Genomic DNA, 17214 nt, shown 5'->3' on the forward strand with positions numbered 1-17214 from the left:
GATGGCACCTGCCGCCCAGGCCCTGTCCAAGTCCACCCTGAAACTGCCGCTCGCCCTGTCCGGCGGCACCTCCACCACGCTCGCCGATTTCGCCGGCCACTGGCTGGTGCTGTACTTCTATCCGAAGGACAGCACGCCGGGCTGCACCACCGAAGGGCTGGAGTTCAACGCGCTGCTGCCGCAGTTCCGGCAGCTGGACGCCACGGTGCTGGGCGTCTCGCGCGACTCGGTCAAATCGCACGACAACTTCTGCGCCAAGCAGGGGTTCGACTTCCCGCTGGTCAGCGATGCCGACGAGGCGCTGTGCAAGGCCTTCGACGTGATCCGCGAGAAGAACATGTACGGCCGCCAGGTGCTGGGGATCGAACGCAGCACCTTCCTGATCTCGCCCGATGCGCGCATCGCGCAGGCGTGGCGCAAGGTCAAGGTCGCCGGCCACGCCCAGGCCGTGCTCGACGCGCTCAAGGCCGCCCGATCCCAGTGACCCCCACTGTCTGCCTTTACCCCCACCACCCCGCCCCGCGGGCCGTGGTGGCCTGCTGCTGTCCGTCCAACAGGAACCGCCGATGACCCGAAGCAAGCGCATCTACGTGCTGGACACCAACGTCTTGATGCACGACCCGACCGCGCTGTTCAAGTTCGAGGAACACGATGTGTTCCTGCCCATGCAGGTGATCGAGGAACTGGACAACGCCAAGAAGGGCATGTCCGAAGTCAGTCGCAACGCGCGCCAGGTCAGCCGTTTCCTCAACGAACTCATCGTCGGCGCCGACGCCCAGCAGATCCAGCTGGGCATCACGCTGGTCCATCCGCAGGGCCTGAGCCTGCGCCAGCCTTCGCAGATCGGCCAACTCCACTTCCAGCTCAAGCCGGTCGATCCGGGTCGCACCTTCGGCACCATCGCGCCGGACAACAAGATACTGGCCGCGGTCCTGCAGCTGCGCGAGGAGCACCCGGGCACGCCGGTGATCTTGGTGTCCAAGGACATCAACCTGCGCATCAAGGCCTCGATCAGCGGCCTGGTCGCCGAGGACTACGAGAACGACCGCGCGCTGGACGACTTCAGCCTGCTCTACACCGGCGCCACGCAGCTGCCGGAGGATTTCTGGCATCGCCACCAGGGCGACCTGAAGTCCTGGAGCGACAAGGGCGGACGCACCAGCTACGAGGTGACCATGGCCGACGAGGAGGACTGGTTCCCCAACCAGTACCTCTACCTGCCGGGCGAGGACGAAGTCGAGCTGCGCGTGGTCAAGGTCAACCCGGACGGCAAGGCCACGCTGACGCTGGTCGACGATTTCCGCGGCGGCCAGCATGCGGTGTGGGGCATCAGCGCGCGCAACCGCGAGCAGAACTTCGCGCTCAACGCGCTGATGGACCCGGAGATCGACTTCGTCAGCCTGCTCGGCACCGCCGGCACCGGCAAGACGCTGCTGGCGCTGGCCGCGGGCCTGGCCCAGACCATGGACCAGCAGCGCTACCGCGAGATCATCATGACCCGCGCCACGGTCAGCGTGGGCGAGGACATCGGCTTCCTGCCGGGCACCGAGGAGGAAAAGATGACGCCGTGGATGGGCGCGCTGACCGACAACCTGGAGGTGCTCACGCATAACCAGGAAGGCGGCGCCTGGGGCCGGCAGGCGACCAACGACCTGCTCGCCAGCCGCATCAAGATCCGCTCGATGAACTTCATGCGCGGCCGCACCTTCCTCAGCCGCTACCTGATCATCGACGAGGCGCAGAACCTCACGCCCAAGCAGATGAAGACGCTGATCACCCGCGCGGGGCCGGGCACCAAGATCGTCTGCCTGGGCAACGTCGAGCAGATCGACACCCCGTACCTGACCGAGACCACCTCGGGCCTGACCTACGCGGTGGACCGCTTCAAGGGCTGGGCGCACAGCGCGCACATCACCCTGCGTCGCGGCGAGCGCTCGCGCCTGGCCGACTTCGCCTCGGAAGTGCTGTGACGCCAGCGGGCGGCGCACGCCGGCCCGGGCCACGGCACATGCGGGGCGAGGCGCGCGGCCATGGCTGAGGCGCACGAAGGCCTGTCGCTGCAGGCCAGCGACGGCCACCGCTGGACGCTGCTGCGCCGCATCCCGGCCCAGCCGCGGGCCAGCCTGCTGTGGCTGCCGGCGCTGGGCGTGGCGGCGCGCCACTATGTGCCGCTGGCCGAGGCCCTGGCCGAACGCGGCATCGCGGTGTTCCTGCACGAGGCGCGCGGCCATGGCAGCAGCAGCTGGCGCCCCTCGCGCGAGGTGGACTGGGGCTATCGCCAGCTGCTGACGCTGGATCTTCCCGTCAGCGCGCAGGCGGTGCGCGAGGCCCTGCCCGGCCTGCCGAGCGTGATCGGCGGCCACAGCCTGGGCGGGCAACTGGCCAGCTGCCACGCCGCGCTGACCGACGCGCCTTTCGACGCGCTGTGGCTGGTCGCCAGCGGCACGCCGTACTGGCGCACCTTCCCGCTGCCGCGCGGACCGCTGCTGCCACTGGCGTTCCGCTTCCTGCCCTGGCTGGCGCGCCGTCGCGGCGCCCTGCCCGGCCATCGCATCGGCTTCGGGGGCAACGAGGCGCGCGGCGTGATCGAGGACTGGAGCCGCGTCGGCCTGTGCGGGCGCTACGCCGCCCAGGGCATGGAGGTGGACATCGAGCAGGCCATGGCGGCGTGCGCGATCCCGATGACCGGCCTGCTGTTCGCGCACGACTGGATGGCGCCGCAGGCCTCGCTGCACGGGCTGATGGCGAAGTTCGCGCCGGGCCGTCCGCACAGCCTGACCGTGCTGGACCGGCAGCTCCTCGGAACCAGGGCTGATCACTTCGCCTGGATGCGCAAGCCGGCCGCTGTCGCGCAGCGGCTGGCGGCGTCGCTCGACTGAGCCTGTGGCGTCCGTCGCGCCGATGCCGGCGCGGTGCGATGCTATGCGCCGGATTCCAGCAACGACCCGCGCATGTCCCACACGCTTTCCCCGGCACCGAAGATCGCCATCATCGGCCTGGGCTATGTCGGCCTGCCGCTGGCGGTCGCCTTCGGCCGACAGACCGACACGGTCGGTTACGACCTCGATGCCACGCGCGTGGCCGAGCTGCAGGCGGGCCACGACCGCACGCTGGAGACCTCGAGCGAGGCGCTGCGCGCGGCCACCGGCCTGCGCTGCAGCGACGATGCGGCCGACCTGGCCGGCTGCGAGGTCTTCATCGTCACCGTGCCCACGCCGGTCGATGCCTACAAGCGCCCGGACCTGAGTGCGTTGGAGTCGGCCAGCCGCTCGGTGGGACGCGCGATCCGTCCCGGTGGCCTGGCGATCTTCGAATCCACCGTCTATCCCGGCGCGACCGAGGAGATCTGCGTGCCGATCATCGAGGCCGAGTCGGGCCTGGTGTTCAACCGCGACTTCCACGCCGGCTACAGCCCCGAGCGCATCAACCCGGGCGACCGCGCGCATCGGCTGGAAACCATCGTCAAGGTGACCTCCGGCTCGACCCCCGAGGCGGCCGCGCGCGTGGACGCGCTGTACCGCGCGATCGTGCCGGCCGGCACGCATTGCGCGCCGAGCATCCGCGTGGCCGAGGCGGCCAAGGTGATCGAGAACACCCAGCGCGACGTCAACATCGCCCTGGTCAACGAACTGGCCCTGCTGTTCCATCGCCTGGGGATCGACACCGGCGACGTGCTGGCCGCGGCCGGCACCAAGTGGAACTTCCTCGGCTTCAAGCCCGGCCTGGTCGGCGGCCACTGCATCGGCGTGGACCCGTACTACCTGACCCACAAGGCCCAGCAGGTCGGCCATCACCCGGAGGTGATCCTGGCTGGACGCCGCATCAACGACGGCATGGGCGCGCACGTCGCCCAGCGCACGCTCAAGCTGATGGCCCAGCGCGGCCTGGCCATCGCCGGCGCGCGGGTGCTGGTGCTGGGCCTGGCGTTCAAGCAGGACTGCCCGGACCTGCGCAACACGCGCGTGGTGGACATCGTGGCCGAGCTGGCGCAGTTCGGCATCGTGCCGGACATCCACGACCCCTGGGTCGATGCGCAGCAGGCACACCACGAATACGGCCTGACCCTGCTGGACGCGCCCGCTGCGGCGCACTACGACGCGGTGATCCTGGCGGTGGCGCACCGCGAGTTCATCGCCCTGGGCGCCGAGGGCATCCGCGCGCTGCTGCGTCAGGACGGCGTGCTGTTCGACGTGCAGCGCGTGCTGGACCGCGCGCTGGTCGATGCGCGCCTCTGACGCCCTCCCATGACTCCGAACACGAGATCCACTCCATGAAGATCCTGGTCACCGGCGCGGCCGGTTTCATCGGCGCGCGCCTGAGCGAGCGCCTGCTGGCACGCGGCGACAGCGTGCTGGGCTACGACAACCTCAACGACTACTACGACCCCACCCTCAAGCAGGCGCGCCTGGCGCGCCTGACGGGACAGCCGGGTTTCGAGTTCGTCCATGGCGCGCTGGAAGACAGGCCGGCGCTGGAGGCGGCGTTCGACGCATTCAGGCCCGAGCGCGTGGTCAACCTCGCCGCGCAGGCCGGCGTGCGCTATTCGCTGGTCAATCCGCACGCCTATGTGGAAAGCAATCTGGTCGGTTTCATGAACATCCTGGAGGCCTGCCGCCACCGCGAGGTCGGGCACCTGGTCTACGCCTCGTCCAGTTCGGTCTATGGCGGCAACCGCAAGCTGCCCTTCGCCGTGGAGGACAGCGTCGACCATCCCCTGAGCCTGTACGCGGCCAGCAAGAAGGCCAACGAGCTGATGGCGCACACCTACAGCCATCTCTATCGCCTGCCGACCACGGGCCTGCGCTTCTTCACCGTGTACGGCCCCTGGGGCCGGCCGGACATGGCGCTGTTCCAGTTCACCCGGCGCATCCTGGCCGGTGAGCCGATCGAGCTGTTCAACAACGGCCAGCACACGCGCGACTTCACCTACATCGACGACATCGTCGAAGGCGTGATCCGCACGCTCGACCATGTGCCCGGGCCGGATCCGCACTACGACCCGCTGCAGCCCAACCCCGCCACCTCGGATGCGCCGTACCGGGTCTACAACATCGGCAACAGCGCGCCGGTGCAGCTGCTGGACTACATCGACACCCTGGAACGCGCGCTCGGCGTCAAGGCCGTGCGCAGGCTGCTGCCGCTGCAGCCCGGCGATGTGCCCGATACCTTCGCCGACGTCAGCGCCCTGCAGCGCGACGTGGGCTATGCACCATCCACGACCATCCAGACCGGCATCGCCGCATTCGTAGCGTGGTACCGGGCGTATTACGGGGTCTGAGCGCGGCGGGTCGCGCGGGCCGGCTGCGTGCAGCCTGTTCGCAGGCGGCGCCCAGACGGCCCTGACGGCGGACGCTAGAAAAGTTGAGAAAAAGTGTTGACGCGATGGCCCGAAACCCGAATAATCTCGCTCCTTCGCAGCGCGCCCGTAGCTCAGCTGGATAGAGTACCTGGCTACGAACCAGGCGGTCGGGAGTTCGAATCTCTCCGGGCGCGCCACTACAAAGACAAAAAAGCCAGTGCATTCCACTGGCTTTTTTGTTGCCTGTTTTCTGAGTTTGCGCGCGCGGCCAGCCGGCATTGCGACGATGCGCGGCGCGACGACACGCGCTTCCCTCCTTACTTCGTTTCGTGCGATGTGCGGGGCCACACGTTGCCGTACGCGTGCGGCGGGTGAAGCGAAGCGATGCCTGCGCCTGCCGTCGCATCGTCGGCAGGCGCCAAGCGCGCGGCTTGCGAGTACCGCGCTGTCGGCGCCTCCGGGCGCGCCTCGCCACCCTGTGCACGTCGCGCCATGCGACGCGCATGCGGACTTCCAGCGATGCTGCACGCATCCAACCCATGGCGAACCAGCGCAGCGCATGCGTGGAATCAGCGACCCGGCATGCGCCGGATCGCAAGCCTTCGCGGCCCTGCGCCGCAAACGAAAAACCCGCCTTGCGGCGGGTTTCACGGACTGGCGGAGTGAGAGGGATTCGAACCCTCGATAGAGCTTTTGACCCTATACTCCCTTAGCAGGGGAGCCCCTTCGGCCTCTCGGGCATCACTCCGAACAACGTCGTGCGGTGGCACTGCGCGACGGCCGGCAAGGATACCGGCTGAACGCTTCCACGGCAAACATTCCGTCAGTTGGAGCTGTTGCCCTCGACGCGATCCTCGGCACCGGCATCATCGCCACGCTGGATGCGCTGATAAATCTCCTCACGGTGCACGGCAACGTCCTTGGGCGCGGTGATCCCGATGCGCACCTGGTTGCCTTTCACGCCGAGGACGGTGACTGAGACCGAATCTCCGATCATCAGGGTTTCGCCGACACGGCGAGTCAAGATCAGCATTTCAATTCTCCGTAGGCCGGCTAGCGTATAGCCGGTGGAAGCATTTGGCCCGCGTAGTGCCAAAAACGCTTCCAGATAAGTTCATGGACGTGAAACATGGTAGCGGCCGGTCACCTCCAGCCGCAAGAGAAAAGGCGTCGCGCTCAGGCTGCCAGGCGCTGCGCCACCCAGGTGCTCACCCCGGCCAATGCCGAAGCAAGGGCGGGCCCGTCCTCGCCACCACCCTGGGCCAGGTCCGGGCGACCGCCGCCCTTGCCGCCGATCAGACCGGCGACGTGGCCCAGCAGTTCCCCGGCCTTGACCCGGCCCATTGCGGCGCCGTTCACGCCGGCCACCAGGGCCGCCTTGCCGCCCTCGGTACCTGCCAGCAGGATCACGCTGTCGCCCAGCTGCTGCTTGAGGCGGTCGACCGCATCGCGCAGCGCCTTGGCATCGAACCCCTCCAGGCGGGCGGCCAGGACCTTGATGCCGTCCACCTCGACCGCCTGACCCGCCAGGTCGGCGGTCGCGCCGGAAGCGGCCTTGGCCTTGAGGCTCTCCACCTCGCGCTCCAGCCTGCGCTGGCGCTCGGTGAGCTGGCGGATGCGCTCGACCACCTCGGCCGCACTGCCGCCGAGCAGGCCGGCGGCCTCGGCCAGGCGACGCTCCTCGCCGTCCACGTAGTCCAGCGCGCCCTGCCCGGTCACCGCCTCGATGCGGCGCACGCCGGCGGACACGCCGCTTTCGCTGACGATCTTGAACAGCCCGATGTCGCCGGTGCGCTGCACGTGGGTGCCGCCGCACAGCTCGGTGGAGGTATCGCCCATGCGCAGCACGCGCACGCGCTCGCCGTACTTCTCGCCGAACAGCGCCATCGCGCCGAACTCCAAGGCTTCCTGCATGCCCATGTTGTGGATCTCGGCCTGGTGGTTGGCGCGGACCTCGGCGTTGACCCGGCGTTCGATCTCGGCCAGCTCCGCCGGGGTTACCGGCTGGAAGTGGGAGAAGTCGAAGCGCAGCCGGTCCGGCGCCACCAGCGAGCCCTTCTGCTGCACGTGGGTGCCCAGCAGCGAACGCAGCGCGGCGTGCAGCAGGTGGGTGGCCGAATGGTTGAGGATGGTCGCGCCGCGGCGCTGGGCGTCGATCGCGCCGGCGACGAGATCGCCGACCGCCAGCGCGCCGTGCTCGACCTGGCCCAGGTGACCGTGGAACTGGCCGGCCAGCTTGAGCGTGTCGCTGACGGCGAACGCGCCGCCGGCGCCCTGCAGCCGGCCGGTGTCGCCGACCTGGCCGCCGGACTCGGCATAGAACGGGGTGCGATCCAGCAGCACCAGGCCAGACTGGCCGGCCTCCAGGCGCTGCACCGGACGGCCGTCGTGCAGGAGGGCGACGATCTTGAGGCCATCGGCCTGCAGCTGGTCGTAGCCCAGGAACTCGGTCGGCGTGAGCTGTGCGACCAGGTCGGCCGGCAGCGCGGTGCCGCCGGAGAACTTACCGGCCGCGCGCGCAGTCTGGCGCTGCTGTTCCATCGCCGCCTCGAAGCCGGCCATGTCCACGGCCATGCCGCGCTCGCGGGCGATGTCGGCGGTCAGGTCGACCGGGAAGCCGTAGGTGTCGTACAGGCGGAACGCGTCGGTGCCGGGAATGCTGCCCTGCGCGCGCGCGGCCACGTCCTCGAAGATGCGCATGCCGGCGTCGAGCGTCTCGGCGAAGCGCTCCTCCTCGGCGCGCAGCGCGCGCTCGACGAAGTCCTGCTTCTGCGCCAGCTCCGGATAGGCCTCGCCCATCAGCGCCACCAGGGTCGGCACCAGCTGGCTGAAGAACGGCTGGCGCACGCCCAGCATCCAGCCGTGGCGCAGCGCGCGGCGGATGATCCGGCGCAGCACGTAGCCGCGCCCTTCGTTGGACGGCAGCACGCCGTCCACGATCAGGAACGAACAGGCGCGGATGTGGTCGGCGATCACGCGCAGCGACTTGTTTTCCAGGTCGGCCGTGCCGGTGAGCTCGGCGGCCTTGCGGATCAGCGCCTGGAACAGGTCGATCTCATAGTTGCTGTGCACGTGCTGCAGCACCGCCACCAGCCGCTCCAGGCCCATGCCGGTGTCCACGCACGGCGCCGGCAGCGGCACCAGGGTGCCGTCGGGCTGGCGGTCGAACTGCATGAACACCAGATTCCAGATCTCGATGAAGCGATCACCGTCCTCGTCCGGCGAGCCCGGGGGGCCGCCGGCGATGTGCGCGCCGTGGTCGTAGAAGATCTCGGTGCACGGCCCGCACGGGCCGGTGTCGGCCATCTGCCAGAAGTTGTCAGAGGCGTACGGCGCGCCCTTGTTGTCGCCGATGCGGACGATGCGCTCGGCCGGCACGCCGATCATGTCGTGCCACAGGCCATAGGCCTCGTCGTCGGTGTGGTAGACGGTGACCAGCAGGCGCTCGGCCGGCAGCTTCCAGACCTGGGTCAGCAGCTCCCAGGCCCAGGCGATGGCCTCCTTCTTGAAATAATCACCGAAGGACCAGTTGCCCAGCATCTCGAAGAAGGTGTGGTGGCGCGCGGTGTAGCCGACCGAATCAAGGTCGTTGTGCTTGCCGCCGGCGCGCAGGCAGCGCTGGACGTCGGCCGCGCGCACGTAGCTGCGCTTCTCCGCGCCGAGGAACACGTCCTTGAACTGGACCATGCCCGAATTGGTGAACAGCAGGGTCGGGTCGTTACCCGGCACCAGCGGGGCCGAGGGCACGATGGTGTGGCCCTTGGCGCGGAAGAAATCGAGGAAGTCCTGACGGACCTGGCTGCTGCTGAAAGTGGGGGCGGTCATGTGGGCGCGGGCAATGGGCGAGCGGCTGGCAAAACAGGCCGCGGATCCCCTCTGGATGGATGCGACCTGCCCTGAAACAACCTTGAACCGCAAAGGGTAACAAAGCCGGGCGGCTCAGTCCTCCGGCAGCCCGCGCAGGACGGCGCGCACGGCCTCGCCGTCGAAGCCGCGCCGCAGCAGCAGGTCGGCGGCCTTGCGCTGGACAGACAGGTCCTCCAGCCGTTCCGGGCCGAAGCGGCGGGCGACCAGGTCGCGGGCCAGTTCGCGCCAGTCTCCCTCGAAGCTCGCCAGGGCCTTGTCCACCTGGGCGGCGTCCAGGCCGTGGGTCTCCAGTTCGACCCGGATGTAGCGCGGGCCATAGCCCGTGGCCACCCGGGTGCGGACCAGCGATTCGGCGAAGCGGGCGTCGTCCTGCCACCCCTCCCCGGCCAGGCGCTCGACGGCGGCGCGGGCCTCGTCGGCCTGGACGCCGCGCGCGGCCAGCTTGCGGGTTAGCTCCTTGCGCGAATGCTCGCGACGGACCAGCAGCGACAGGGCACGCTGGACCGGGGTCGGCTCGGGCCGGCGACGGCGCGGCTTGTGGCCCTGCTCCGCCGCGGCCGCGTCGGGAACATCGGGCGCGTCGCGCTCATCCATGGCGGGACACCCGAGCGCTGGCGTCCTGGCCGATCCGGCTCGTCCGAAACGCGGAACGGCGCCGCCCGCAAGGGCAACGCCGCTGTTTTCCGCTTGCCAAGGTCGCCCCGCGCGGGCCGGCGCCGCCACTGACAGCAGCGCCGGCCCGCGAGGAACGGATGCAATCAGGCGTCATCGCCTTCGTCGTTCTCACGGCCGGCAACCTCGGCCGGCTGGAACTTCTCGCGCAGCTCGGCTTCCAGCTTGGCGGCCACCTCCGGGTTCTCGCGCAGGTAGGTGCGGGAGTTGTCCTTGCCCTGGCCGATGCGCTCGGAGCCGTAGCTGTACCAGGCGCCGGCCTTGTCCACGATCTTGGCCTCCACGCCCATGTCGATCAGTTCGCCCTCGCGGCTGATGCCCTCGCCGTACAGGATCTCGGTAACGACCTGCTTGAACGGCGGGGCCATCTTGTTCTTGACGACCTTGATCCGGGTCTGGTTGCCGATGATCTCGTCGCCCTTCTTGATCGCGCCGATGCGGCGGATGTCCAGGCGCACCGAGGCGTAGAACTTCAGCGCGTTGCCGCCGGTGGTGGTTTCCGGGCTCTGGCCGGGCATCATCACGCCGATCTTCATGCGCAGCTGGTTGATGAAGATCACCAGGGTGTTGGAGCGCTTGATGTTGCCGGTCAGCTTGCGCAGGGCCTGGCTCATCAGGCGGGCCTGCAGGCCGGGCAGCTGGTCGCCCATCTCGCCTTCGATTTCGGCCTTGGGGGTCAGGGCGGCGACCGAGTCGATGACCACGATGTCCACCGAACCCGAGCGCACCAGCATGTCGGCGATCTCCAGCGCCTGCTCGCCGGTATCGGGCTGGGACAGCAGCAGGTCGTCGACATTGACGCCCAGCTTGGCCGCGTAGATCGGGTCCAGCGCGTGCTCGGCGTCGATGAAGGCGGCCGTGCCGCCCTGCTTCTGGCACTCGGCGATGGCCTGCAGGGTCAGGGTGGTCTTGCCGGAGGACTCGGGTCCGTAGATCTCGACCACGCGCCCCTTGGGCAGGCCGCCGATGCCCAGGGCGATGTCCAGCATTAGCGAACCGGTCGGGATCACCTCGGTGGCCTCGATGACGCGGTCGCCCATGCGCATCACCGAGCCCTTGCCGAACTGGCGCTCGATCTGGGTCAGGGCCGCGGCCAGGGCGCGCTTCTTGTTCTCGTCCATTGTCAGTGTCCTTGGAAGGTGTGGTGAGGTGATGGGAGCAATCTAGAGCAGGTGGATCGCACGGATTGAGACATCGGCGAGCCGTGCTGCAACGGTGCGCCGTGCGCCTGGCCGGCGGCAGCGGGCGATGCCGCCGTGGCGGGTCGGAAAAGTCCGGCCGGGAAGGTGGGACATCACCGGTTCGGCCGCACCAGGCCGCAATACAGGCCTTCGATGGCGAAGTCCTGGTCCGGACGCACGTCGATGGGTGAGTAGTCCGGGTTGCGCGGCAGCAGGCGGATCGAGTCGCGGCCGATCTTCAGCAGCTTGACGGTGATCTCCTCATCGATGCGCGCCACCACGATCTGGCCGCTGCGCGCCTCGCCGGTGCGGTGCACGCCGATCAGGTCGCCGTCGAAGATGCCCTCATCGCGCATCGAATCGCCCTTGACCTTGAGCAGGTAGTCCGGCGAGGGCGAGAAGAACACCCGGTCCAGCACCACGTAGTCGTGGTGGTCGGCGTCGGCGCCGATCGGCGCGCCGGCCGCGACCCGGCCCAGCACCGGCAGGCGCAGCGCGGAGGCATCGTCGTTGGCCGACGCGAACTGCATCGCGGCCTGGGCCGGCTGCGGCGCGTGCAGCAGACGGATGCCGCGCGCCCGGCCGGGGATGCGCTCGATGGCGCCCGCGGCCTCCAGGGCCTCCAGGTGGTACTGCGCGGCGCGCACGCCCTTGAAGCCCAGGGCGCGGGCGATCTCGGTCTGCGAGGGCGGCATGCCATCGGCCTCGAGCCGCTCGGCGATCAGGGCCAGGATGGTCTGCTGGGTGTCGGTGAGCTCCATGGTTAGTAGTAATACTACTAAGGGAAAACAGGAGCAAGCGGCGTTGACGGATCTGGAGAATAATTTATGTTTTGCATAAATTACTTCTAACGCGCCAACTATCACCCGCAGGAGACAACGCATGAAGCACGTCGCCGGTACCGCTCTGACCGTCTTTTCTACGCTGCTGCTCGGCTTTTACGCCCTGATCCTGCTGCTCGCGCCAGCGAAGGCCTTCGACGGGCCGGAGAGCCGCGTGGTGCTTGTCCACGCCATAGGTCTGGCCGGTCTGGCGCTTGCGGTCATGGCCGCGCGCGAGCTGCGCAGGCAGCGCCACGAGGCGTTGCGTCTGAAAGAAGACAGCGAGGGCTTCGTCTGATGGACGGAGGTCGGCCGTCTCTGCCCGTCATCGCCTGCGTCTGCCTCTACAGCGTCGCGCACCTGATGAAACTGGCCGCGGAAGCCGCCGCCGATGCCCGGGGCATCGTCTGATGCCGATCGTCGTCAACCTCGACGTGATGCTGGCGCGGCGCAAGATGAAGTCCAAGGACCTGGCCGATGCGGTCGGGATCAGCGAGACCAACCTGTCCCTGCTCAAACAGGGCCACGTCAAGGGCGTGCGCTTCGCCACGCTGGAGGCGATCTGCCGGGTGCTGGATTGCCAGCCGGGCGACCTGCTCGAGTATCGCCCCGATCCGGTCTGACGCTCAGCGCCGCCCGCTGCGCACGGTCCAGACCAGCAGCACCACTCCGCACAGGGCCGCGCCGATGAAGCCGGCCAGCCCCAAGGCGGTGCGGAAGTGGCTGGCGATGCCGCCGCTGTGGATGACGATGGAGGAACCGACGATCAGCGAGGCGGTGATGATGCCCATGGTCAGCCGGTTCACCGCGTGGGCGAACTGGTTGCCGAACGGGCGCAGGCTGGTGACCTCCAGCTTGACGTTGCCGCGGCCGTAGCGGCGCAGCAGCCGGCGCAGCTCGCGCGGCAGGTCCTCGAGCAGGTCCAGCGAACCGGCCAGCGCACGCTGGCCGCGGCGCGCCAGCCGGCGCGGGGCGTAGCGGCGCAGCATCGCCCGCTCCAGGAACGGCCGCGCCTGGCCGGCCATGTCGAAGTCCGGGTCCAGCAGCCGGCCCAGGCCCTCCAGCGTCAGGAAGGCCTTGACCATCAGCGCCAGGTCGCCCGGCAGGACCAGGCCGTGCTCGCGCAGCAGCGCCGAGATGCCCAGCAGCATCCGGCCCATGCGCAGGTCCTTGAGCGGCAGGCCGCGGTACTGGTCGATCATCTCGTCGATGTCGGCCTGCAGGCGTTCCTCGTCGACCTCGGCATCGCCGGCCCAGTCGATCAGGATGTCGGCCACGTCCTGCGGCTGCTGGGCCACCATGCCGTAAAGCAGCCGCGCGATCTGCGCCCGGCGCGGGGCGCTGACGTGACCGACCATACCGAAGTCGATCACCGCGATGCGCCCGTCCGGCAGGTAGAACAGGTTGCCCGGGTGCGGATCGGCGTGGAACAGGCCGTCCTCCAGCACCATCTTCATCACGATGTCGGCACCGGTCTGGGCCAGCGTGCGCCGGTCCAGGCCGACAGCTTCGATTCTGGCGATGTTGGCGCCGGGGATGCCGGCGACGAACGCCTGCACGTTCAGGCGTTCACTGGTCCAGGCCCAGTAGACCTTGGGCACGACCATCTGCGGGTGGTCGGCGAAGTTGGCCGCGATGCGCTCGGCGTTGTGGCATTCGGCGGCGAAGTCCAGTTCGTTGCGCAGCGAGGCGGTGAACTGCCGCACCATCTCGCGCGGGCGGTAGCGGCGCAGCTCCGGAGCGCGCGCCTGGACGATCTCGGCCAGCCGCGCCAGCAGGCGCAGGTCGGCCTCGATCGTCTCGCGGATGCCGGGCCGGCGGATCTTGAGGATCACCGCGCTGCCGTCGGCGAGCCAGGCGCGGTGGGTCTGGGCCAGCGAGGCGGCGGCCAGCGCGGTGGTGTCGATGCGGGCGAACACCGCCTCGGGCTCGGCGCCCAGGTCCTCGCGCACCTGCGGGCGGACCAGTTCGAAGTCCAGCGCCGGCACGTTGTTCTGCAGCTGGCCCAGCTCGCGCAGGAACTCCGGCCCCAGCAGGTCCACGCGCGTGGCCAGGATCTGGCCCAGCTTGATGAAGGTCGGCCCCAGCTCCTGCAGCGCCCGGCGCAGGCGCTCGGGCGTGGACATCGTCAGGTATTCCTCGGCGTGCTCCAGGCGCAGCAGGCGGCCGGCCTTCTCCAGTGCGCCGGTCATGCCGATGCGCCGGGCCACGTCGCCGAAGCCGTAGCGCACCAGCACGGTGGCGATTTCCTGGATGCGCCCCAGGTCGCGCACGGTGGACAGGGTTTCCCACAGCGCGCCGTGGGGCTTGTTCACAGCGCCTGTCCCAGCCCGCCCAGCGCCGCGGCCACGGTCTGGCGGCGCACCGCGTCGCGGTCGCCGTCGAAATGGAACACCTGGGCGCGGGCGTAGCCACCGCGGCGTTTCCAGCCGATCCACACCGTGCCCACCGGCTTGTCCTCGCTGCCGCCGCCGGGGCCGGCGATGCCGGTCACCGCCACCGCCACACTGGCGCCGGAATTGACCAGCGCGCCGGACACCATCTCGATCACCGTCTCGCGGCTGACCGCGCCGAAGGTCTCCAGGGTCTGCGGGCGCACGCCCAGCAACGCCTGCTTGGCCTCGTAGCTGTAGGCGGCCATGCCGCAGTCGAACCAGGCCGAGGAGCCGGCGATGTCGGTCATCGCCTTGGCGATCCAGCCGCCGGTGCAGCTCTCGGCGGTGACCAGGCGGTCGCGCTGCTCGTGCAGGCGCTGGCCGACCGCGGTGGCCAGTTGGGTCAGTTCGGCATCGGAAGGCGGCATGGGGCGTCCAGGGTCGGGCAAGTGCACTTCAGTATCCCAGATCATCGGGGGCGGCCTGGCCGCGCGTGACCATCGTGCGATGCCGCGTGCGTTTTTCGTGTAAACGATTACATTTTACCTCCCGACCCGCCACCCACGTGGCCCGAACACACGCTCTGCCCTGGAGGGAGCGGCATGACCCAACACCGAATCACGCGGCGACAGCTGCTTACCGCCGCGGGCGCGGCCACCCTGCTCTCGCAGCTGCCGATGGGCTTCGCGCTGGGCCGCGCGCGCGACGGCGCGAAGGCGCCGGCCTTCATCGACGACCTGATCGGCCGCATGAGCCTGGCCGAAAAGGCCGGACAGCTGACGCTGATGGCTTCGGCCAGCCAGAACGGCGCGGCCGCCGCGGCCAATCCGATCAGCAACACCTCGGCGGTCTCCGCGCAGGTGGCCGCGGTCAAGGCCGGCCAGCTGACCGGCGTGTTCAACAGCTCCAACGTGCTCTGGCACGAGCGCCTGCAGAAGGCCGCCATGCAGAGCCGGCTGAAGATCCCGATGCTGTTCGCCGCCGACGTCATCCACGGCTTCACCACGGTGTTCCCGGTGCCGCTGGGCGAGGCGGCCAGCTTCGAGCCGGAGTTGGCCCGGCGCACCGCGCGCGCGGCGGCGATGGAGGCGGCGGCGGTCGGCATCGACTGGACCTTCGCGCCGATGGTGGACATCGCCCGCGACGCGCGCTGGGGCCGCGGCGTGGAAGGCAGCGGCGAGGACGTGCTGCTGGGCCGGCGCATGGCGCAGGCCCGCGTGCGCGGCTTCCAGGGCGAGCGCGGCCTGGCCGACCCCGAGGCCGTGGTCGCCTGTCCCAAGCACTTCTGCGCCTACGGCGCGGCCGAGGGCGGCCTGGACTACAACACCACCGATGTGTCCGAACGCGTGCTGCGGCAGACCTATTTCCCGCCGTTCCAGGCCGGGTTCGATGCCGGCGCGATGACCACGATGGCCTCGTTCAACGAGATCTCCGGCATCCCGGCCACGGCCAACCACTGGCTGCTGGACGATGTGCTGCGCGGCGAATGGGACTTCACCGGCGTGGTCGTGTCCGACTACACCGGCGATGAGGAACTGATCGCCCATGGCTTCGCCCGCGACGGGCGCGATGCGGCGCGGCTGGCGATCCTGGCCGGCGTGGACATGAGCATGCAGAGCGCGCTCTACCTCAAGCACCTGCCCGCGCTGGTGGAAAGCGGCGAAGTGCCGATGGCGGTGGTCGACCGCTCGGTGCGGCGCGTGCTGATGCTCAAGGCGCAGCTGGGCCTGTTCGACGACCCGTTCCGCCGGATCAAGCCGTCGGCGCCCTCGCGCCAGCGCCTGCCCGAGACGCTGGAGCTGGCGCGCGAGGCCGCGCGCAAGTCGGTGGTGCTGCTGAAGAACGAGCACGATGTGCTGCCGCTGCGCAGCAGCGGCCAGCGCATCGCCCTGATCGGCCCGCTGGCGCAGGACTGGGACAGCACCAAGGGCCCGTGGACGCTGTTCGAGGGCGACGATTCGGGCAGCGACCTGGCCACCGGCATGAAGCAGACGCTGGCCGATCCCTCGCTGCTGCAGGTGGTGGCCGGCTGCGGCTACCAGAAGCCGCTGGCCGGGGGCGTGCAGGAGGCGGTGGCCGCCGCACGCGCGGCCGACGTGGTGGTGATGGCCATCGGCGAGTCGCGCGACGACTCGGGCGAGGCGCGTTCGCGCACCTCGATCACCGTGCCGCAGGTGCAGCAGGACCTGCTCGACGCGGTCGCGGCCACCGGCAAGCCGGTGGTGGTGGTGCTGGGCAACGGCCGCGCGCTGGCGCTGGGCCAGCTGGCGCCCAAGGCGCAGGCGGTGCTGGTGGGCTGGTACCTCGGCTCGAGTTCGGGCCTGGGGCTGTGCGATGTGCTGTTCGGCGCGCATGGGCCGTCGGCGCGCCTGCCGGTCAGCTTCCCGCGCGAGTCCGGCCAGGTGCCGTACTACTACGACCACAAGACCACCGGGCGGCCCGATCCGCAGCCGGAGAAGCTCAGCCCGTTCAAGACGCGCTACATGACCGCGCCCAACTCGGCGCTGTTCCCGTTCGGCCATGGGCTGACCTACGGGCGGATCGAATACGGCGGGCTGGACCTCGGCGATGGCCGGCTGCCCGCCGACGGCGCGCTGACGGTGCGCGCCACGATCAGCAACCGCGGCAGCCGCGCGGCCGAGGAAGTGGTGCAGCTGTACGTGCACGACCGCGTGGCCAGCATCACCCGACCGGTGCAGGAGCTGAAGGACTTCCGCAAGATCCGCCTGGAACCCGGCGCCAGCGCGCAGGTGGAGTTCACCCTGCGCCGCGCCGACCTGCTGTTCGTCGGCCAGGACCTCAAGCCCACGGTCGAGCCGGGCACCTTCGACGTGTGGGTGGCGCCGTCGGCCGAGGTGGATGGGCTGCACGGGACGTTCGAGCTGCTGGGCTGACCGGACAGAGCTTTTCGTGGGAGCCGCCATGGCGGCGATGGCTTTCCCGATAAAGCCCCATCGCCGCCGTGGCGGCTCCCACAAAGCCGGTGCCGGTGTGCCGGT

General features: G+C 69.6%; 15 protein-coding genes and 2 tRNA genes. 9 read left to right on the forward strand and 8 right to left on the reverse strand.

Features of this window, described 5'->3' with window-relative positions:
- Position 1 precedes the first annotated feature (1 nt).
- The 6 genes from LAJ50_RS12920 (at position 2) to LAJ50_RS12945 (ending at position 5496) form a co-directional block, all read left to right on the forward strand.
- Positions 2 to 484, forward strand: a complete 483-nt coding sequence (locus LAJ50_RS12920; RefSeq protein WP_130552971.1) for a peroxiredoxin — start codon at positions 2 to 4, stop codon at positions 482 to 484.
- Between the two features lie 82 nt (positions 485 to 566).
- Positions 567 to 1970 carry a PhoH family protein gene (locus tag LAJ50_RS12925; protein ID WP_130518959.1) on the forward strand — a complete coding sequence of 468 codons (1404 nt, stop codon included), beginning with the start codon at positions 567 to 569 and terminating at the stop codon, positions 1968 to 1970.
- Positions 1971 to 2030: 60 nt separating this feature from the next.
- A complete protein-coding gene (locus tag LAJ50_RS12930) occupies positions 2031 to 2879 on the forward strand; it encodes an alpha/beta fold hydrolase (RefSeq protein ID WP_138651945.1) in 849 nt (282 codons plus the stop codon).
- 72 nt (positions 2880 to 2951) lie between these two features.
- Positions 2952 to 4235, forward strand: coding sequence for a nucleotide sugar dehydrogenase (locus tag LAJ50_RS12935; RefSeq protein WP_138651943.1), 1284 nt, complete (start codon positions 2952 to 2954; stop codon positions 4233 to 4235).
- A gap of 35 nt (positions 4236 to 4270) precedes the next feature.
- Positions 4271 to 5278 (forward strand): NAD-dependent epimerase, encoded by a 1008-nt coding sequence (locus LAJ50_RS12940; protein ID WP_130552974.1) that lies wholly within the window; start codon positions 4271 to 4273, stop codon positions 5276 to 5278.
- Between the two features lie 141 nt (positions 5279 to 5419).
- A tRNA-Arg gene (locus LAJ50_RS12945) sits at positions 5420 to 5496 on the forward strand.
- A 458-nt stretch (positions 5497 to 5954) separates the two neighbouring features.
- Here the strand turns inward: LAJ50_RS12945 and LAJ50_RS12950 are convergent.
- The 6 genes from LAJ50_RS12950 to lexA form a co-directional block, all read right to left on the reverse strand.
- Positions 5955 to 6047: transfer RNA gene (locus LAJ50_RS12950), tRNA-Ser, on the reverse strand.
- A 75-nt stretch (positions 6048 to 6122) separates the two neighbouring features.
- Entirely contained in the window at positions 6123 to 6332 is a 210-nt protein-coding gene (gene csrA, locus LAJ50_RS12955; RefSeq protein WP_130552975.1) for a carbon storage regulator CsrA, read from the reverse strand.
- Between the two features lie 143 nt (positions 6333 to 6475).
- Positions 6476 to 9124: an alanine--tRNA ligase gene (alaS, locus tag LAJ50_RS12960; RefSeq protein WP_130552976.1), complete on the reverse strand. Its 2649-nt coding sequence runs from the start codon at positions 9122 to 9124 to the stop codon at positions 6476 to 6478.
- A 114-nt stretch (positions 9125 to 9238) separates the two neighbouring features.
- A complete protein-coding gene (recX, locus tag LAJ50_RS12965; protein ID WP_138651941.1) occupies positions 9239 to 9760 on the reverse strand; it encodes a recombination regulator RecX in 522 nt (173 codons plus the stop codon).
- Between the two features lie 164 nt (positions 9761 to 9924).
- Entirely contained in the window at positions 9925 to 10959 is a 1035-nt protein-coding gene (gene recA, locus LAJ50_RS12970; protein WP_130552978.1) for a recombinase RecA, read from the reverse strand.
- Between the two features lie 173 nt (positions 10960 to 11132).
- Positions 11133 to 11780 (reverse strand): transcriptional repressor LexA, encoded by a 648-nt coding sequence (lexA, locus tag LAJ50_RS12975; RefSeq protein WP_130552979.1) that lies wholly within the window; start codon positions 11778 to 11780, stop codon positions 11133 to 11135.
- A gap of 121 nt (positions 11781 to 11901) precedes the next feature.
- On the opposite strand from lexA, the gene LAJ50_RS12980 reads away from it, so the two are divergent.
- Both LAJ50_RS12980 and LAJ50_RS12985 read left to right on the forward strand, forming a co-directional pair.
- A complete protein-coding gene (locus tag LAJ50_RS12980; RefSeq protein WP_138651939.1) occupies positions 11902 to 12138 on the forward strand; it encodes a hypothetical protein in 237 nt (78 codons plus the stop codon).
- Positions 12139 to 12250: 112 nt separating this feature from the next.
- Positions 12251 to 12463, forward strand: a complete 213-nt coding sequence (locus LAJ50_RS12985; protein WP_130552981.1) for a helix-turn-helix transcriptional regulator — start codon at positions 12251 to 12253, stop codon at positions 12461 to 12463.
- A gap of 3 nt (positions 12464 to 12466) precedes the next feature.
- Here LAJ50_RS12985 and LAJ50_RS12990 read toward each other — a convergent pair whose 3' ends face one another.
- Positions 12467 to 14134, reverse strand: coding sequence for an AarF/UbiB family protein (locus LAJ50_RS12990; RefSeq protein WP_138651981.1), 1668 nt, complete (start codon positions 14132 to 14134; stop codon positions 12467 to 12469).
- Between the two features lie 17 nt (positions 14135 to 14151).
- Positions 14152 to 14643, reverse strand: coding sequence for a nicotinamide-nucleotide amidohydrolase family protein (locus LAJ50_RS12995; protein WP_138651937.1), 492 nt, complete (start codon positions 14641 to 14643; stop codon positions 14152 to 14154).
- Between the two features lie 174 nt (positions 14644 to 14817).
- On the opposite strand from LAJ50_RS12995, the gene LAJ50_RS13000 reads away from it, so the two are divergent.
- Positions 14818 to 17109: a glycoside hydrolase family 3 N-terminal domain-containing protein gene (locus LAJ50_RS13000; protein ID WP_138651935.1), complete on the forward strand. Its 2292-nt coding sequence runs from the start codon at positions 14818 to 14820 to the stop codon at positions 17107 to 17109.
- Positions 17110 to 17214 lie beyond the last annotated feature (105 nt).

Source organism: Pseudoxanthomonas sp. X-1 (assembly GCF_020042665.1).
Lineage (GTDB): Bacteria > Pseudomonadota > Gammaproteobacteria > Xanthomonadales > Xanthomonadaceae > Pseudoxanthomonas_A > Pseudoxanthomonas_A spadix_A.

Excerpts from the sequence above, each read along its gene's own strand:
- LAJ50_RS12920 (WP_130552971.1), top strand. The coding sequence starts at position 2 with ATGGCACCTGCCGCCCAGGCCCTGTCCAAGTCCACCCTGAAACTGCCG.
- LAJ50_RS12925 (WP_130518959.1), top strand. The coding sequence starts at position 567 with ATGACCCGAAGCAAGCGCATCTACGTGCTGGACACCAACGTCTTGATG.
- LAJ50_RS12930 (WP_138651945.1), top strand. The coding sequence starts at position 2,031 with ATGGCTGAGGCGCACGAAGGCCTGTCGCTGCAGGCCAGCGACGGCCAC.
- LAJ50_RS12935 (WP_138651943.1), top strand. The coding sequence starts at position 2,952 with ATGTCCCACACGCTTTCCCCGGCACCGAAGATCGCCATCATCGGCCTG.
- LAJ50_RS12940 (WP_130552974.1), top strand. The coding sequence starts at position 4,271 with ATGAAGATCCTGGTCACCGGCGCGGCCGGTTTCATCGGCGCGCGCCTG.
- csrA (WP_130552975.1), bottom strand. The coding sequence starts at position 6,332 with ATGCTGATCTTGACTCGCCGTGTCGGCGAAACCCTGATGATCGGAGAT.
- alaS (WP_130552976.1), bottom strand. The coding sequence starts at position 9,124 with ATGACCGCCCCCACTTTCAGCAGCAGCCAGGTCCGTCAGGACTTCCTC.
- recX (WP_138651941.1), bottom strand. The coding sequence starts at position 9,760 with ATGGATGAGCGCGACGCGCCCGATGTTCCCGACGCGGCCGCGGCGGAG.
- recA (WP_130552978.1), bottom strand. The coding sequence starts at position 10,959 with ATGGACGAGAACAAGAAGCGCGCCCTGGCCGCGGCCCTGACCCAGATC.
- lexA (WP_130552979.1), bottom strand. The coding sequence starts at position 11,780 with ATGGAGCTCACCGACACCCAGCAGACCATCCTGGCCCTGATCGCCGAG.
- LAJ50_RS12980 (WP_138651939.1), top strand. The coding sequence starts at position 11,902 with ATGAAGCACGTCGCCGGTACCGCTCTGACCGTCTTTTCTACGCTGCTG.
- LAJ50_RS12985 (WP_130552981.1), top strand. The coding sequence starts at position 12,251 with ATGCCGATCGTCGTCAACCTCGACGTGATGCTGGCGCGGCGCAAGATG.
- LAJ50_RS12995 (WP_138651937.1), bottom strand. The coding sequence starts at position 14,643 with ATGCCGCCTTCCGATGCCGAACTGACCCAACTGGCCACCGCGGTCGGC.
- LAJ50_RS13000 (WP_138651935.1), top strand. The coding sequence starts at position 14,818 with ATGACCCAACACCGAATCACGCGGCGACAGCTGCTTACCGCCGCGGGC.